Origin of the sequence: Chryseobacterium jejuense (genome assembly GCF_900100075.1) — a bacterium.
GTDB lineage: Bacteria > Bacteroidota > Bacteroidia > Flavobacteriales > Weeksellaceae > Chryseobacterium > Chryseobacterium jejuense.
Genome location: NZ_FNEG01000003.1, coordinates 299,783 through 317,359, shown reverse-complemented (window position 1 = coordinate 317,359; position 17,577 = coordinate 299,783). Strand labels below are relative to the sequence as shown.

14 protein-coding genes are annotated in these 17,577 nt (G+C 36.5%); 9 read left to right on the top strand and 5 right to left on the bottom strand.

What is annotated here, in order from left to right; genetic code table 11:
- Positions 1-5: 5 nt before the first annotated feature.
- The 5 genes from BLS98_RS10575 to glgB form a co-directional block, all read right to left on the bottom strand.
- Positions 6-1,046, bottom strand: a complete 1,041-nt coding sequence (locus BLS98_RS10575; RefSeq protein ID WP_089736278.1) for an SRPBCC domain-containing protein — start codon at positions 1,044-1,046, stop codon at positions 6-8.
- A gap of 240 nt (positions 1,047-1,286) precedes the next feature.
- Positions 1,287-2,555, bottom strand: a complete 1,269-nt coding sequence (locus BLS98_RS10570; protein WP_089736276.1) for a glucose-1-phosphate adenylyltransferase — start codon at positions 2,553-2,555, stop codon at positions 1,287-1,289.
- Positions 2,556-2,572: 17 nt separating this feature from the next.
- Positions 2,573-3,109, bottom strand: a complete 537-nt coding sequence (locus BLS98_RS10565) for an FEKKY domain-containing protein (protein WP_089736273.1) — start codon at positions 3,107-3,109, stop codon at positions 2,573-2,575.
- A 1-nt stretch (position 3,110) separates the two neighbouring features.
- A complete protein-coding gene (locus BLS98_RS10560) occupies positions 3,111-4,517 on the bottom strand; it encodes a glycogen synthase (RefSeq protein WP_089736272.1) in 1,407 nt (468 codons plus the stop codon).
- A 2-nt stretch (positions 4,518-4,519) separates the two neighbouring features.
- Complete coding sequence (gene glgB / locus BLS98_RS10555; RefSeq protein ID WP_181575084.1) at positions 4,520-6,466, bottom strand: 1,4-alpha-glucan branching protein GlgB; 1,947 nt, start codon at positions 6,464-6,466, stop codon at positions 4,520-4,522.
- Between the two features lie 202 nt (positions 6,467-6,668).
- On the opposite strand from glgB, the gene BLS98_RS10550 reads away from it, so the two are divergent.
- The 9 genes from BLS98_RS10550 to ampC all read left to right on the top strand — a co-directional run bounded on the left by BLS98_RS10550 (position 6,669) and on the right by ampC (position 17,549).
- Entirely contained in the window at positions 6,669-7,790 is a 1,122-nt protein-coding gene (locus tag BLS98_RS10550) for an alpha/beta hydrolase-fold protein (protein ID WP_089736816.1), read from the top strand.
- Positions 7,791-7,794: 4 nt separating this feature from the next.
- A complete protein-coding gene (locus tag BLS98_RS10545) occupies positions 7,795-9,210 on the top strand; it encodes a M17 family metallopeptidase (protein WP_089736268.1) in 1,416 nt (471 codons plus the stop codon).
- Between the two features lie 140 nt (positions 9,211-9,350).
- Entirely contained in the window at positions 9,351-10,565 is a 1,215-nt protein-coding gene (locus tag BLS98_RS10540; RefSeq protein ID WP_089736266.1) for an ATP-grasp domain-containing protein, read from the top strand.
- A gap of 30 nt (positions 10,566-10,595) precedes the next feature.
- Complete coding sequence (locus BLS98_RS10535) at positions 10,596-11,309, top strand: alpha/beta hydrolase-fold protein (RefSeq protein WP_089736264.1); 714 nt, start codon at positions 10,596-10,598, stop codon at positions 11,307-11,309.
- Positions 11,310-11,577: 268 nt separating this feature from the next.
- Positions 11,578-12,531: an ATP-grasp domain-containing protein gene (locus tag BLS98_RS10530; protein WP_089736262.1), complete on the top strand. Its 954-nt coding sequence runs from the start codon at positions 11,578-11,580 to the stop codon at positions 12,529-12,531.
- A gap of 30 nt (positions 12,532-12,561) precedes the next feature.
- Positions 12,562-13,683, top strand: coding sequence for a carboxylate-amine ligase (locus BLS98_RS10525; RefSeq protein ID WP_089736260.1), 1,122 nt, complete (start codon positions 12,562-12,564; stop codon positions 13,681-13,683).
- A 33-nt stretch (positions 13,684-13,716) separates the two neighbouring features.
- The gene (locus BLS98_RS10520; protein WP_089736258.1) at positions 13,717-14,550 is read left to right on the top strand and encodes a type 1 glutamine amidotransferase; all 834 of its coding nucleotides are present in this window, start codon (positions 13,717-13,719) and stop codon (positions 14,548-14,550) included.
- Positions 14,551-14,798: 248 nt separating this feature from the next.
- Positions 14,799-15,983, top strand: coding sequence for a hypothetical protein (locus tag BLS98_RS10515; RefSeq protein WP_089736257.1), 1,185 nt, complete (start codon positions 14,799-14,801; stop codon positions 15,981-15,983).
- A gap of 396 nt (positions 15,984-16,379) precedes the next feature.
- On the top strand, positions 16,380-17,549 hold the full coding sequence (ampC, locus tag BLS98_RS10510) for a class C beta-lactamase (RefSeq protein ID WP_089736255.1): 1,170 nt from the start codon (positions 16,380-16,382) through the stop codon (positions 17,547-17,549).
- The last annotated feature ends 28 nt before the right edge of the window (positions 17,550-17,577 follow it).

The window sequence follows — 17,577 nt, the reverse complement described above, 5'->3', positions numbered from 1 at the left end:
AAAAATTACTTATACACTGATAATGAGAGCTTAATGTTTACGTCCTGACCTTCCATCGGGCGTTCAATAAAGGTCTGACGGATATCTCCGAAGCGCATCTCGTCTTTTTTGGCTTTCTGAATCAGCTGCTGAATTGCCTTAATTCGGCCTTCATAGCTCCCTTTGTAGTACATTACGTAGTTTTGTGATGGATTTACGGACCTAAAATTAAAGTTATTGTCCGACACTCCGATTTTCTTGGAAAGTGGAATTCCCAGGAAGTAGGAAACTTCTTTGTCTTTGTAATTATCTGCATCCGTCATCAGAACCGGATATCCAAATTCATCATCCTTTTTACCAAGGTCCATCGATACGAAATTATACACTTTGTTATAATTCATCACGATATTTTTGTACAGCGCATCTTTTTTATTCGCTGTACTTACATTGATCCCCAATAGCAGTTTATCTTCTTCATTTTCCACCATCAGACTGTCATACTTGATGGCTGCCATCTGATTATCTTTTTCAACCTTATTTCCTAGTGAATTTTTAAGATTGATCATACTTTTGCTGATATTTTCTGCAAAACGATCCTCTGTCCAGAAGTTTTCCACTCTTCTCCAAACGGAAAGTTTCGGAGTATGTACGTACCACGTAATTTTGGTCTTTTCTGCAGAAACAGGCTTAAATTTAACGTCAACCAATGTTGGATTTTCATTTTCATCCTCAAAAAGCTGATATTTTAAAGTCTTATTAAGATTCTCATAGCGGATGAACATTTCACCATCGGTATCATTTTGCTTGTCTACATAGCTAATGGCACTTCCCTGCCCTTCATAAGGCGTATAATAATCTATATCCATAGACTGTGAACTGGTGAAAAAGTTGTTCCATCTTGTAAAACTCTGGAGATTATTAAACTGAGCAAAAACTTTATCTACCGGATAATCAATCTCTTTTTCAACGGTAAAGTTCTTACTTTCATCCACAAAATAATACATGGAAGCGGCATAAGCCCCTCCCAAAAGAATAATAAGTACAGTTAGATATTTAAAAATACGCATCGCACAAAAGTAATACAAATAAAAAAAGTGACCAATATGCCGATCACTCTAGTTGTAGGTTTAACAATAATTAACCTAGTTAAAGACTGGAAGCGGGGTACAGAAAGCTGGAAGTTATTGTTATTCAAATGATTACTAATAAATCTTTGATTGAAAATATTATTTCCGAAGCTATCAATAAAGAAAAAATATATTTATCACTTCGACTTTAATAACTTCCAGCCTCCTCTTCCTTACTTATCACCCAATATGTGTTCCTGGTGCAATTACTGCTCCTTTTTTCACGACTACGATACCATCCTGTACTGAATAGGTTCCGTAATCTCCATCCGGAATATGTTTTCCACCGATAATCTTTACATTATCGCCAATGTAGCAGTTTTTATCAAGGATTGCTTTTTCAATATAGCAGTATTTCCCGATTCCCATATTTGGGCGGCCACCTCTGTCGTTCAGAACGATTTCCGTGGTATTTTGATAGAAATCAGCTCCCATTACGTATGAATTAACAATGGTACTCCCTTTATCTATTCTTGTTCTGTTTCCAATCACGGAGTTTTCAATTTTATCTGCCATGATGATACATCCATCTCCGAAAACAGCCTTACTTACATAAGAACCATTGATTTTTGATGGTGGAAGCATCCTCGCTCTTGTATAGATTGGAGAAGAGGAAAACAGGTTGAATTGCGGAAGATCCAGACAAAGGTCCAGATTAGCCTCGTAGAACGACTCTATAGTTCCGATATCCGTCCAGTATCCTTCATATTGATAACTTAATGTCTTATATTTTCCAATAGAATTTGGAATAATATCTTTTCCGAAATCATCGCCTGCTCCTTCGTCAAACATTTTCTTAAGGATGGTCTTGGTGAAGATATAGATTCCCATAGAGGCCAGATATTCTTTACCTCTGTGTTTATTTTCTTCTGAAACTTCAGATTGCAGACCTTCCAACATATCATAATTCGGCTTTTCGTAGAAAGAAGTGATATTTCCTTCGTCATCTGATTTTAAGATCCCGAAACCAGTGGCATCTTTCGCATTAACCGGAATGGTTGCAATGGTAAGATCACCTCCGCTTTCAATGTGAAAATCTAGCATTTCACGAAAATCCATCTGATAAAGCTGATCTCCGGAAAGAATTAAGATATAGTCATAATTATATTTTTCAAGATGCTTCATGGATTGGCGTACGGCATCTGCGGTTCCTTGGTACCAGCTGTCATTTTCAACATTTTGCTCAGCAGCCAGAATATCTACAAAACCCTGACTGAAAATATCAAAGTGATAAGAGTTCTTAATATGCGAGTTCAAAGACGCTGAATTAAACTGAGTCAGTACCAGAATTTTATTCAATCCTGAATTGAGACAGTTTGAAATAGGGATATCTACCAGCCTGTACTTTCCTGCAATAGGAACTGCCGGTTTTGATCTGGAATACGTTAAAGGGAATAATCTTGTTCCTCTGCCTCCTCCCAGTACAATAGAGATTACATTTCGGTTCATAAATATATTGCGTTTTTTTATTGTATTAAGTTTACTGTTCTGTTGTTGGTATCTACATTGACTCTGAAACATATTTTATTTTCATATTCCAGTTTCGGATTAATTACAGCTACTTCATATTGTCCCTTATCATTAAGCTCTTTTATTTCTTTATCTACATCATCAATGGGAATATTATGATCTCTAAGCTTGCTTCTGAAGAGTTTGTTTACAATAAGTACATCCATTACATCCACCCGCTTCATCATAAAATCCTCAACATCTTTATTATATTTTACATCCCAACCTTTGCCATATTTATTTTCAATGGCTGCGCGAGTTTTTTTATTGGTTGCCGTTATCTTTTTGAGAGTTTCATAATCAATCGTACAGCCTCCGGCATCTACCCATTTTATTTTCCACTTTTCAGAGATACCACTCGTTGCTTCTTCTTCATATATATCTTTAAGACCTGCTCCATATAGCCAAAAGTAGCCATTACGAAGTCCATCATCTTCCTTTTTACAGGAAGACAACAGGATTACGATTGATAAAAAAGAAAAAACTCGTGTCATATCAGCTATTATATAAAGCTATATATTTTTCTGCAGATTTCTCCCATGCAAAATCAAAATTCATGTTGGCATGAATAAGTTCTTCCATGATTCCTTTCTGATTATAGATTCCAAGTGCTCTGTTCATCGCATGTACAATATCATCTACACCGGGATATGTGAAATTCAGTCCTGCTCCACCGGTTGAAATATCTTCTACTGTATCTTTCAATCCACCAGTATACCTTACTACCGGAACGGTTCCGTATCTCATAGAGTACATCTGATTTAAACCACAAGGCTCTACTCTTGATGGCATCAACAGAAAGTCTGCCGAGGCATAGATCTTATGAGAAAGATGTTCTTTATATCCTAAATCCAAAGCAAAGTTGGTATAGGTATAGTCGTATTCCTTAAGTTTATTCTCAATATAAGTATTTCCTGAGCCAAGAATCATAATATTTAAAGCTCCATAGCTTTGTTTTATGCTTTTCCATACTACATCCGGTAACAGATCTGCTCCTTTTTCTGTAGCAAACCTTCCAATGAATGCAAACAGAGGTAGTTTTGGGTTCAGGCCGTATTCTTTACAAAGCTTTTCTTTATTTTTCTTCTTTTGGGCTACAGCATTTTTACTGTTAAAGTTAAAATCCAGCATTGGATCGGTTTCCGGATTCCAGACTTCGGCATCAATTCCGTTGATGATTCCATATGCTTTCCCAAATTCCTGGCGAACTAGACTTTCCAGTCCGCGGAAGCTGATAAAAAGTTCTTCCAGATATCCTTCAGAAACAGTAGTAAAGGCATCGGAACATTTAATCATACTGGCCAATGGATTCATAAAACCGTTCCAATCCATTAATCCCCATTTATAGGCATCAAATGAAGGCATATAATTCGCCATACTCCAGCTCATCATTCCCTGATATTCTCCGTTATGAATAGTTCCAATGGTTTTTACACCCTGCAAAAAGCTAAATTCCGGACAATGTTCTACCATAAAAGGAACCAGCCCTGTATGATAGTCATGACAATGAAGAACATCAGGCTTTAATTCCATGGCACACAACCAATGCAGAATACCTTGTTGAAAAGCCAAAAACTGGAAACTTTCATCCTGATAGCCATAAGGATTGTCTCTATCCAACAACCCGGGAATTCTCACCATATACAGTTCAAATCCCAGCACATTGGTCTTTTCCTTCATTACCTGAACCTGAAGCATATTGGATCCCTGATGAATAAATCCATCAAATACGACCTCGAATTCATGTTCATGAACAAAAGGTTTGTTATACCACGGCATTACCACCTTGGCATCTATTCCTTTTATTTTATTCTGATATTTCGGAAGTGCCCCGACAACATCTGCCAGTCCACCCACTTTTGCTATAGGATAACATTCTGTGCTTAAATGATAGATAACCATTTTTATCTTCTGTGTTTAATTCTGTGTAATTTATATTTTTTATCTTTTTGCTGCCTCAAAATAACTCCTGCCAGGGGCGGTAATTTGATGGTCATAAACTTTTGATGCTCTGTTCCGTCTTCATATTTTTCTTCCAGTACCTCGGATATAACTCCACTTCCACTGTATACTTCATCATCGGAGTTAAAAATTACTTCCCAGTGGGTTCCGTTGGGAATCTTTATTTTGTAATCCAAGACTTTTGGAGCCAGATTTAAGATGGTCATCAAGACATCATCTTTTCTTTTTCCTTTCCTAAGATAAACATACACTGAGTTTTCCAGATCATCTGCTTCTATCCATTCAAATCCATGTTTATCAAACTGATTTTCATATAAAGCGGATTCAGTTCTGTATAAATGATTCAGCTCTTTTACCAGATCCTGCAATCCTTTGTGAACGGGATATTCCAACAAATGCCAATCAAGACTTCGGGTAAAATTCCATTCGCTGGTTTGCCCGAATTCATCACCCATAAAAAGCAATTTAGCGCCCGGATGGGTATACATATATACATACAAGGTACGAAGATTGGCGAACTTCTGCCATTCATCACCCTTCATTTTATAGATCAGACTTGCTTTTCCGTGTACCACTTCATCATGAGACAAAGGCATCATATAATTTTCATTATACATATACATGGAAGCAAATGTAAGTTTATGATGATGGAACTTTCTGTTGACAAAGTCTTCTTTGAAATAATCCAATGTATCATGCATCCAGCCCATCATCCATTTCATTCCAAAGCCTACTCCGCCATCATGAACAGGTTTGGTAAGCATAGGAAAATCTGAACTTTCTTCGGCAATCGTTATAATACTGTTCCCGAATTCTTTGTAAACAGCTGTATTAAACTCCTGTAGAAAGGCTTTCGCTTCAAGATTAACATTGTCACCATATATATTAGGTTCCCATTCACCTTCATTTCTTGAATAATCCAGATGAAGCATTGAAGTTACCGCATCTACACGAAGGCCATCCGCATGATAACGATCCAGCCAGAACATCGCATTGGAAATCAGGAAAGATTTCACTTCATTTCTTCCATAATTGAAAATATGTGATTTCCAATCGGGATGAAATCCTTTTCTCGGATCTTCATGTTCATATAAATAGGAACCGTCAAAACGATGAAGTCCATTGGCATCTCCCGGAAAATGGGATGGTACCCAATCCAGGATAACGCCTATATTATTTTGATGAAGCTCATCAATCAGGAACATCAGGTCCTGTGGTGAACCGAAACGTGAAGTAGCCGCATAAAATCCCGTGATCTGATATCCCCAGCTTGGATCATAGGGGTACTCCATCACCGGCATAAATTCTACATGGGTAAACTCCATTTCTTTTATGTAAGGAACGAGTTTCTTTGCGATATCACGATAATTCAAGAACTTATCAGGATCATCACCTTCTCTAACCCACGAACCTAAATGCAATTCATAAACAGATATCGGCGCATCCAGACTGTTTTTTCCTCCACGGTTCTCCATCCAATCCTTATCATTCCATTCATACCAGGTTGTAGAAACCAATGACGCTGCCTGAATATTCTGTTCCCAGCTTAAAGCATAAGGATCACTTTTTTCTAAGATTTCTCCTCTTGCTGTTTCAATAGCATATTTATATAAAGTTCCCCAGGGTAAGTCTTCTATAAAGCCCTCCCAGATCCCGGATCCGTCCCATCTTGGAAACAGAATATGATCTTTATGATTCCAATTATTAAAGTCTCCTATCACAGAAACTTTTTTAGCATGAGGTGCCCAAACTGAAAAATAAACTCCTTTTACACCATCCTTTTCTACAGAATGGGTCCCAAATTTACTATACAGCTTATAATGTCTACCTTCTTTAAAAAGATACACATCATGATCGGTGAAAAGCGTATAGGTTTTAACAGAATTCATCAAGATCAGTTTGTATTTATATTTTGTCTGAAACTACGAAAAATACTGACATTAGCGATTAATTATTCGTCAAATAATTATCAAGTTAGTTTCCTTCTTTCGTTTCCTATCAAATATATCATTTTTTAATTCACTTTTTTATGATTCCCAAACAATCTTTTTTTATAAATTTAGCAATCTAACAATTTATTAAACACTTATGATGAGGTTCGAACTTTATACTGATGAAAAAGATGACAGACCCGTATTTATCACTGGAAATTTCAATAATTGGAATCCCAAAGACTATCGTTTTCAGCTCCAACAGTCAGATTCCTGTCACTATTTCATAGAAATTGAAGACGAAAAGCTTGGTGATGAAATTGAGTACAAATTCACCAAAGGAGGCTGGGAAAACGTAGAACTGGATAAATATGGCAATATCACCCCTAACCGGAAAGCAAAAAAATCACTACAGAAAACATCAGATACCATAGAAAAATGGAGATTAAACTGGGGACCTTTTAAGAAAGAGTTCTTCCCTACAGCTGAAGTGATTTCCGAAAAATTCTACATCCCGCAACTGGATCGTTACCGCAAAATCTGGGCAGTGCTTCCTTATGATTATCATACTTCGGATAAAAGTTATCCTGTTTTATACCTTCAGGATGCTCAAAACCTGTTCAATGAGGGAAGTGGTTTCGGAAACTGGGAAATTGATAAAAAACTCTCTATTCTTGCAGAATATGGACGTGGTGATGTTATCGTTATCGCTATAGAACATGGGAGCGAAGAGCGGATTAAAGAATACATCTTTGATAATGACAATGTGGCCAATGGCTCGGAAGGCAAGAAATACATTCGCTTTATCACCGACACTTTAAAGCCTTACGTGGATGAAAATTACCGCACTAAAAAAGACCGCGACAATACCGGAATTGGCGGCAGCTCGCTAGGAGCATTAATCAGTATCTACAGTGGATTTCTTTATCCTGAAGTGTATTCAAAATTATTAATATTCTCGCCTTCTCTTTGGGTAGAACCGAACAATAACTTTCCAATGATGAGCTTCCGGGTTCCATTTAAAACAAAAATATACTTATATGGCGGCGGTCAGGAAGGATCTAAAATGGTCAAAAGAATTCATATTTTTGAAGAATATCTGAAAAGATGGGAGAAAAAGAACCTTTTCGATTTTGAATTCAGAACCAATATCAATCCTGAAGGAACCCACAGTGAATTTTACTGGTCACAGGAATTCCCCAGAGCTATTGAATGGCTGTTCTATGACAACACAGAAAACCCCGTAGAAGTAAAACCACAACAACAAAGCATTAAGAACTAAATTTATGAAACTAATCAACAAAAAAAATAAAAACTACACTCAGATTTTCCATTTATTCACAGAAGAGGAATGGACCAAAACCGGTAAAAATTTCAATAAAAATATTGCCACTTTCTTCACAGGAAAAAAGTATGAGGTTTTCATCAATGCTCATGAAGAAGGAATCACTTACTTTATCGGACTTGGAAAATCTACTTTACAGAATTTCGAGCTTCAGCAAGTGGCTGTGAAGTTTTCTCAAACTCAAAAGGAAAAACTACAAGCAGTTCCTACTTTATTACTTGCAGATTTCCTCCATGAAAAACAGTTTGAAGAATTTGTGAAAGGTTTATTGATTGGGACTTATAATTATCCTTTTGAAAAAAATCATCCTTTCTGGAATGCAAAGTTTGAACTTCATTTCGAAAATTTAAGTCAGAAAAAGCAGGATGATATCAGTCAGAGAGCTGATGCTTTAAGCAACGGACAAATTGCCTGTCAGGAATGGATGAATAAGCCAGCCAATCTAAAAAGACCGGATACCTTCAGTTTATATCTTAAAAACCTGTCTAAAAAATATGAATTAAAATACACTGTTTTTAACCGAAAGAAATGCGAAGAATTAGGTCTTGGAGCTTACCTTGCCGTTAATCAAGGAAGTGCTCATGATGCAGCTTTCACCATTTTGGAATATAAAACCACGGTTAAAAATGCCAAAACATTCGGTTTGGTTGGAAAATGCGTCTTGTTTGACACTGGAGGAATTTCTCTGAAACCCTTCACCAATATGCATTATATGAAATCTGATATGGGTGGGGCAACTGCTGTTTTAGGAACTTTAATCTATGCGGCAGAAATGAAGCTGCCGGTTAATATTGTTGCTGTTCTCCCTATTACAGACAATGCTATTTCTGAAAAAGCTTTGCTTCCAAGCGATGTCATTACTGCCTATAACGGAAAAACCATAGAAGTGATGGATACCGATGCAGAAGGCAGACTGATTCTTGCTGATGGACTCGCCTATTTAGCCAAAAACTACAAAACAGATTTCCTGATTGATTTAGCAACTTTAACAGGAAGCTCAGTAAGAATGTTTGGAGATACCTGTGGAGCTCTATTTTCCAATAATGAGGAACTTAAAAACCTTTTGATAAAAACCGGAGATCACACCAACCAGAGACTATGGAATCTACCGTTATGGGATGTTTGGAAAGATGATATACAATCTGATGTAGCCGACTTAAAAAACATGTCCCTAAAGCCTGTTGGAGACTGTATTATTGCAGCCAAATTTTTAGAGCATTTTATTGAAAATCACCCTAAATGGGCACATTTAGATATTGCCGGAGTAGCCTTTGGAAATGTAGGGTATGCTAAGGAAAAAGCAGCGACTGGTTATGGGGTTCAATTGCTCACGGATTTAATTGAAAATTATCACTAAAAATTAGTTTATTACAAAAATTCTCTGTATACTTGATTAGTGATTCAGAAAAGCATATCATATTTTAATTTTTGATATTAATCAAATAATAAAGATTTGCTTTTATTTTTGATAATTCACTAAAACTTAAAAAACATTATATGGGGGAGAAAATTATAGTATGTATTTCGTGCTATTACAAGGGCTATGATTTCATGGATGAAATGAAGCAGCTCGGTAATAAAATCATCTTAGTAACATCAGAAAATCTTAAAGAAAAAAACTGGCCCTGGCATGCCATTGATGAGGTATTTTATATGCCTGAAATCAAACCATCGGTATGGAATCTGGAACATCTGATCCAGGGATTTTCACACCTGATGAAAACCAGAAAAGTAGACGCTGTAGTCGCTCTTGATGACTACGATGTGGAAAAGGCTGCCCTTATCCGGGAAACCTTTCGTATTCCGGGAATGGGACAGACTACCCACCGTTATTTCAGAGATAAACTGGCCATGCGCCAAAAAGCAAAAGATTCAGGCATTAATGTTCCGGAATTTACGGCCGTTTTCAATGATGATACAGTGAACGAATTTGTAGAAAAAGTTCCCGCACCTTGGGTACTGAAACCCCGTTCAGAAGCATCTGCATCAGGAATCAAAAAGATTACAACCAAAGAACAGCTTCATGAGGCACTTGATGTACTTGGTGAAGAACGTCATCTTTTCCTGTTGGAAAGCTTTAAACCGGGAGATGTATATCATGTGGACAGCCTGACCTTCAACAAAGAAATTGTCTTTACTTCTGCATCAAAGTATCTAGCTCCTCCGATGCAGGTATCCCATGAAGGCGGTGTTTTCAGATCCAAAACATTAGGAAGATATTCTGAGGAATTTAAAGCACTGGAAGAAATCAATTCCAAAGTACTTTCTAACTTCGGACTTCTTAACGGAGCTACCCATACAGAATTCATCCGCGGAAAAGAAGATGGAAAATGGTATTTCCTGGAAACTTCCTCACGAGTAGGTGGTGCTCATATTCCTGATTTAGTAGAAGCTTCAAGCAACATTAATATATGGAGAGAATGGGCTAAAATTGAAGATGCTCTTTTAAGGAATGAAAACTATAATGTTTCTCCTCCTACAGGATATTATGCAGGACTTATTGTTGCTCTTATTAAGGATAAAGAACCTGATTACAGCAAATTTGAATGTGAAGAAGCCGTAAAGTTTCTTCCCATAGATTATCATGTCGGGATTGTTTACAAATCCAGTGAGGCTTCTGTAGTAGAAGAAAGGCTAGACAACGCAGCGGAAAAGATTAATGCTGAAATGCTTAATATTCTACCTCCTAAAGCCAGCAAACTGAGCAGTTAACTATATACAATCACTAAAGTAAAAATATAAATGCCTCATATAGAACATACAGATTACTATTCCAACATATTGGGGACAAGTCTTAAAGTAGAAGTGACCGGACATTACGGCCATCCTATTATTATGTTTCCCACTTCCCAAGGGCAATATACCCAAAACCATGATTTCCACCTTAACGGGAGTATCAACTGGTTTATCGAGCAGGGAAAAGTAAAACTTTATAACATTCAGACTATTGATGCCTGGAGCTTTTATGATGAAAAAATTTCTCCGCAGCAGAGAATTAAAAACTATGAACGCTATGTACAGTTTTTGATACTGGAATTTGTTCCGTACATCCAAAAGCTTCATAAAACCCATCGTGTAGCAGTGGCCGGAGCCAGTTTCGGAGGCTATCATGCTGCTAATTTTGCCTTTAGGTTTCCGGATGTGGTTTCTCATCTGTTTTGTCTTTCGGGAGCTTTCAGTATAAGGAATTTCATGGATGGTTATTCCGATGATCTGGTGTATTTCAACTGCCCAAGGGAATTTATAAGAAATGACGAAGCCTGGAAATACAAACATATGCATATTGTATTGAGTACTTCGGATCAGGATATCTGTAAGGACAAGAATATTGAAATGGCTGAAATCTTAAGGGTAAAAGGCATTGAGTTCTGGTATGATGAAAGAAAATGGATTGGTCATGATTGGCCATTGTGGAGAATGGTTTTCCCAACCTTTATTGGAGCTTATTTCTCTTAGGTGAAATATAACCACAAAAGGCACAAAAGTTTTTAACACTTAAGTTATTTAAGGGACTACTAACTGTTTGAGAAGTGCACTTAAGCTTTTTGAAAATCTTAGATTTTCAATTTTGCCGAATATCACCATTGAAGGTGTGATATTCCCCCCTCCGGAGGGGTGTCAAATCAAAGATTTGACGGGGTGGTTAATATAAGACTGAAAGTCATTTATCATACACATAAAAAGGAAAAATAGAAAAAAATATATACCATTAAAAACAACAATTATGACAAAAAAAGTAGGAATTCTATTCGGTATGGAAGATACATTTCCCTGGGCATTCATAGACAAGGTTAATGAAATGGGTGGTGGAGATATAGTGGCTGAACCTGTTACTATTGACAAACTTGAACAGGGTGCAGATTATGGATACGCAGTAATCATCGACAGAATTTCGCAGGATGTTCCTTTTTACAGAGCTTATCTGAAAAATGCAGCACTTAATGGCACTTATGTAATCAACAATCCGTTCTGGTGGAGTGCTGATGAAAAGTTTTTCAATAATGCACTCATGAGCAAATTAGGAATTCCGTTGCCGAAAACCGTATTGCTTCCATCCCATGAAAGACCCACTGACACTTCGGAAACCTCATTCAGGAACCTTAAATTCCCTCATGACTGGGAATATATTTTCAATTATGTAGGATTTCCAGCTTATATGAAACCTCATGATGGCGGCGGATGGAAAAGTGTATACAGAGTAGAGAATCCGGATGACCTTTGGAACAAGCTTAGTGAAACTGAACAGCTGGTGATGATGGTTCAGGAAGAAATTGTGTTTGACGACTACTACAGAGTCTATTGCTTAGGCCGAAAATATGTTCACATCATGCCTTACGAGCCTAGAAATCCACATCATCTGAGATATGCAACTACCCATCAGACACAAGGTAAAGAACTTGAAAAGTTATTGAAAACCATTCATGATTATACGATTAAGATGAATGAGGCCTTAGGATATGACTTTAACACCGTAGAATTTGCTGTAAGAGACGGAATTCCTTACGCTATCGATTTCTGTAATCCTGCTCCCGATGCAGACAGAAATTCAGTAGGAGAAGAGAATTTTGCATGGATTATAGAACATGCCGCTAAACTGGCGATTGAAAAAGCCAAGGAATATGTTCCTGGGAAACCCAATATCACTTGGGGAACCTTCGTGAAAGATTCCATAAAATAATATTGAAAAAGAATAAAAAAACACAAGACAATGCATCATCAGTTTACTATTGGAATCGAAGAAGAATATCAGATCATTGATGTTGAAAGCAGAGATCTGATTTCTCACGTATCAAAAATCATTGAAGGTGGAAAAGCGGTATTGAGTGAAAATTTAAAGCACGAAATGCACGAATCCATGATTGAAATGGAAACCGGAATCTGTCAGAATATACAGGAAGCCAGAGCGGAATTAACCAATTTAAGAAGGCATCTCATCAACACAGCCCATGAACAGGGACTGCGTGTTTCCGGAGGCGGAACTCACCCTTTCTCACATTGGTCGGACAATAGTATTACCCAAGGAGAAAGATACATCAAAATTGTAGATGATATGGGTGATGTTGCCCGTGAAAATCTTATTTTCGGACTTCACGTACATATTGGAATTCCCAACCGTGAAGAAGGCGTAAGAATTCAGAATGTAATGCGTTACTTTCTGCCTCACGTCTATGCTCTTTCCACCAATTCTCCTTTCTGGATTGGAAGGTATACAGGCTTTAAATCCTACAGACAGGAAATTTTCGTTAAGTTTCCCAGAACCGGTATTCCAAGCTACTTCAACTCAGTAGCAGAGTTTGACAGCTATGTTGATCTTCTTGTAAAAACAGGAACCATCGACAATGCTAAAAAAATATGGTGGGATTTAAGAGTCCATCCATTCTACCCTACTATTGAATTCAGGATTTGCGATATGCCATTAAGAATTGATGAAACCGTATGTCTTGCTGCCATTATGCAGAGTTTAGTGGCTAAAATTTACAAACTTCATCAGCAAAACCTAAGTTTCAGAAGCTACAGGAGACTTTTATTAAATGAAAATAAGTGGCGCGCTTCCAAAAGTGGTATTGAAGCTCATCTGATTGATTTTGGAAAAGAAGAATCTGTTCCTTATCCTGTTTTATTAAAAGAACTTTTAGAATTTATTGATGATGTGGTAGACGATTTAGGATGCCGAAAAGAGGTTGAATATGCCTGGAAAATTCTTGAAAACGGAACGGGTGCGGATCGTCAACTTCAGATCTTTAAGGAAACCGGCGATCTTACTAAGGTTGTGGATTATATGATCTCTGAAACAGAGTACGGTATAACACATGGTGAAGCCGCTTCATAATATTTTTGGTAACTTTACAAAAAATATGATGTAATGAAAGATATTCGAATTGCTTTGCTGGATATGAACAACAACCATGTCAATCAAGGCTTTAGAAACATTAAAGAAATTTCCGAAACGTTTCAGCAGAACTCTGAAGAAAATGTAATCATCAAGACGTTTGATGTGAGGTTTAAAGATGAAATGCCGGAGATTGGAGACTTTGATATTTTTATTTCCTCAGGTGGACCAGGTACTCCACACCGCGAAGGTTTTGAGTGGGAAGAAAGGTTTGCTTATTTTTTAGATTCCGTTTTTGAACATAATAAATACAATGAAGATAAAAAATATCTTTTCCTGATCTGTCATTCGTTTCAATTGGCTAGTATTCACTGGAAATTAGGAAATATCTGTAAAAGAAAATCCTATTCTTTTGGAGTAATGCCAATACACAAAACTGATGAAGGCAAAGAAGAATTTTTATTCAAAAACCTTCAGAATCCTTTTTATGCGGTAGATTCCAGAGCTTATCAGTTCATTGAGCCGGATCATGATCGTTTTGAGGAATTGGGAATGACGGTTATGGCTATTGAAAAGTTCCGCCCACACATCAATCTGGAGAGAGCGGTTATGGCTGTTCGTTTTTCTGATGAGATATTCGGAACCCAGTTTCATCCGGAAGCAAGTCCTCAGGCTTTAATAGAAAATCTTAAAGACGATAAGAACAGAGAAGCCATGATTGAAAACTTCGGCATGGAAAAGTATCTCGAAACGATGGACAGAATAGATGATGAAGATAAAATCATCCTGACCAGACACCAGATTCTTCCAAGATTTCTTCAGTTCGCAAAAAAAAACATTTTGAAGAAAGTTGAGTCTTTGGCTTAAAAGATTAACATCAACCACAAAAGTCACAAAAGTTTTGACACTTAAGTTCTTTTTAAGTTACTACTAACTGTTTTAAAAGTACACGTAAGCGTTTTTGAAAATCTTGATTTTCATCTTAGGTGAAATAATTGTCCATTCTTTTTATGCTCTTAAAGATAATAGCTTTTGTGACTTTTGTGGTTAAATTCATTTATAATATCAAATCGGGCGTTGCTGCTCGATTTTTTTAACATCACAAAAGAAAAAATATGATCCCAAAATACAGAAAGCAGTTCAATCAAGAGTTTTCAGATGAAAAATACACACAGCTTAAAGAAATTTTAAAACAAAAAGGCGGTATTGAGCCTGGTTTCAGGATTTCAGAAAGTCCAATTTTCCTTACTAAAGAATTTGAAGGCAAATTGCTTGACGCGAGTGAAAGTATCATTAACCAAATTAAAGCGATTCCAGCGGAAACCCTTCAGAATGCAATTCCTGATAATTGCAGAGTTCCTAACGATACAGATCAGCCTCATTTTTTCACCATTGATTTTGGAGTCTGCAAAAATGAAAACGGGGACATTGAACCGCAATTAATCGAACTTCAGGCCTTCCCATCACTATATGCCTTCCAAAAGATTTATGAAGAAACGTTCTGCGAAGTATATCCTTTCCTTTCAGACATCAAAAACGCTATGTCTCATGAAGACTTTAAACAGCATTTAAAAGATCTGATTGTAGGTGATGAAAATCCGGAAAACGTAATTCTTCTTGAGATCTTCCCTGAAAAACAGAAAACAGCTATTGACTTTGCCTTGACAGAACAGTTATTAGGTATTAAAACAGTATGCCTGACCAAAGTAAAGAAGGAAGGGAAAAAGCTTTATTACGAAAACAATGGAAAACTCATTGAGATCAAAAGAATCTATAATCGTGTCATATTTGATGAACTAAACAGAATTCAGGATCTTAAAACAGAGTTTGATTTCCGTGAAGAAGTAGATGTAAAATGGATTACTCATCCAAACTGGTTTTTTAAAATTTCAAAATTCCTTTTGCCGCTATTAACACATCAATTTGTTCCTAAAAGTTACTTCCTTCATGAATTTCCGGAAAACCAAAGCCTTGAAAATTTTGTATTGAAACCATTATTTTCATTTGCGGGAAGTGGTGTTAACTTAAATCCAACGAAAGAAATCACTGAGGCTATTGAAGATAAGGAAAATTACATTCTGCAAAGAAAAGTAACCTACGAACCCTTATTTGAAGATATTAATGGTGAATTTTCAAAAGCAGAAATCCGTTTGTTATATATTTGGCGAGAAAATGATGACCGCCCTATTCTACTGGAAAATCTGGGAAGAATGACAAAAGCAGCCATGGTAAATGTGGATTTCAATAAAAAAGATGCGATTTGGATTGGGAGTTCTAATGCGTTTTTTGCTGAAGATTAAGATTCATTTATTATCATCATTTGAGATAAAACAGATTGTTTCAAAGTGAAATCATTAGACATCTGTCATTCAGAACGAAATGAAATGTAGTGAAAAATCTCATGTTATCTCATGAGATTCTTCCTTCATCAGAATCATACTTTTGAGATAGCCAATTCATCATACACCAATTCATCAGCTCTTTCTTAAAGATAATTTCCTTTCAGATAATTCTTTTCTACAAACTCATTGCTATTTCAAAAGCTCTTCAATAAAATTACAAAAGCCTAAAATTCAAAACATTAAATCATTGTAGTACAATTGTAGTACAACACTATCAACAAATTCCTTTTACTTTCGCTTAAAATTTTCGAAAATTTCTAATAGTAAAAAATTCAATTATAAAATCTTAAAATTATGCGAAGTTTAAAAAACATATCTATTGGGGTATTATGTTTATCTTTTTTGTCAAGCTGTAATAGTCCCAAGAAAGAGACTACATCAGACCTTAATAATTATTTGGATGCTTTGGTGAAACCTATAATGGAAAAAAATGAAATTCCAGGGTTGAGCCTTGCCATAACAGTAGATGGGAAACACCGTTTTTTCAATTACGGACTGGCTTCAAAAGCAGACCAGATAGAAGTTACCAATACAACGTTATTTGAACTTGGTTCAGTAAGCAAAACCTTCACGGCTACTTTAGCCAGTTTATCACAAATTAACGGAACACTTAATTTATCCGATCCCGTAAGCAAATACATGCCTGAACTGAAGAACACAGCTTTTGATCAAATAAAACTTTACAACCTGGGTACACACACAGCAGGCGGATTTACATTACAATTGCCTGAGGAGATTAAGAATAATGAACAGCTCATCCATTATTATAAAACATGGAAACCTGATTATTCGGCAAGTACCCAAAGGATATACACCAATCCAAGCATTGGTCTATTAGGAGTAATTGCAGGAAAAACATTTCAACAACCCTTTACAAAAGCAATGACTGAAAATGTATTTTCTAAAATGGGATTGAATAATACTTTTTATGAGGTACCTGCAGCCAATGTGGGTCAATATGCATTCGGTTATAACAAAAATGATGAACCAATACGTGTAACCCCCGGAGTTTTGGCAAATGAAGCGTATGGGGTGAAATCATGTACACAGGATATGATTACGTTTGTGGATGCCAATATGGGAATAGGAAACATTGACAGTAAATTATCTGCCGCAATAATAAATACTCATACGGGCTACTTTAATACTTCAGAAATGACGCAGGATCTTATTTGGGAGCAATATCATTACCCAGTAACACTGGAACAGCTTCAAAAAGGGAATTCGGCAGACATGGCCTTTAAGCCCAATCCTGTGAAGGAAATTCTACCACATCAAAAACCGATAACAGATGTATTGATTAATAAAACCGGGGCTACAAATGGTTTTGGAGCTTATGTAATGTATGTTCCTTCGAAAAAAATTGGTATCGTAATTCTTGCCAATAAAAACTATCCTAACTCTGAAAGGATTGATATTGCTTATAAACTCTTATCTTATTTGGAAAAGTCTGAAAAATTATAATAAGTAATAATGAAATGTCTCAGAAATA

Excerpts from the sequence above, each read along its gene's own strand:
- BLS98_RS10575 (WP_089736278.1), bottom strand. The coding sequence starts at position 1,046 with ATGCGTATTTTTAAATATCTAACTGTACTTATTATTCTTTTGGGAGGG.
- BLS98_RS10570 (WP_089736276.1), bottom strand. The coding sequence starts at position 2,555 with ATGAACCGAAATGTAATCTCTATTGTACTGGGAGGAGGCAGAGGAACA.
- BLS98_RS10565 (WP_089736273.1), bottom strand. The coding sequence starts at position 3,109 with ATGACACGAGTTTTTTCTTTTTTATCAATCGTAATCCTGTTGTCTTCC.
- BLS98_RS10560 (WP_089736272.1), bottom strand. The coding sequence starts at position 4,517 with ATGGTTATCTATCATTTAAGCACAGAATGTTATCCTATAGCAAAAGTG.
- glgB (WP_181575084.1), bottom strand. The coding sequence starts at position 6,466 with ATGAATTCTGTTAAAACCTATACGCTTTTCACCGATCATGATGTGTAT.
- BLS98_RS10550 (WP_089736816.1), top strand. The coding sequence starts at position 6,669 with ATGAGGTTCGAACTTTATACTGATGAAAAAGATGACAGACCCGTATTT.
- BLS98_RS10545 (WP_089736268.1), top strand. The coding sequence starts at position 7,795 with ATGAAACTAATCAACAAAAAAAATAAAAACTACACTCAGATTTTCCAT.
- BLS98_RS10540 (WP_089736266.1), top strand. The coding sequence starts at position 9,351 with ATGGGGGAGAAAATTATAGTATGTATTTCGTGCTATTACAAGGGCTAT.
- BLS98_RS10535 (WP_089736264.1), top strand. The coding sequence starts at position 10,596 with ATGCCTCATATAGAACATACAGATTACTATTCCAACATATTGGGGACA.
- BLS98_RS10530 (WP_089736262.1), top strand. The coding sequence starts at position 11,578 with ATGACAAAAAAAGTAGGAATTCTATTCGGTATGGAAGATACATTTCCC.
- BLS98_RS10525 (WP_089736260.1), top strand. The coding sequence starts at position 12,562 with ATGCATCATCAGTTTACTATTGGAATCGAAGAAGAATATCAGATCATT.
- BLS98_RS10520 (WP_089736258.1), top strand. The coding sequence starts at position 13,717 with ATGAAAGATATTCGAATTGCTTTGCTGGATATGAACAACAACCATGTC.
- BLS98_RS10515 (WP_089736257.1), top strand. The coding sequence starts at position 14,799 with ATGATCCCAAAATACAGAAAGCAGTTCAATCAAGAGTTTTCAGATGAA.
- ampC (WP_089736255.1), top strand. The coding sequence starts at position 16,380 with ATGCGAAGTTTAAAAAACATATCTATTGGGGTATTATGTTTATCTTTT.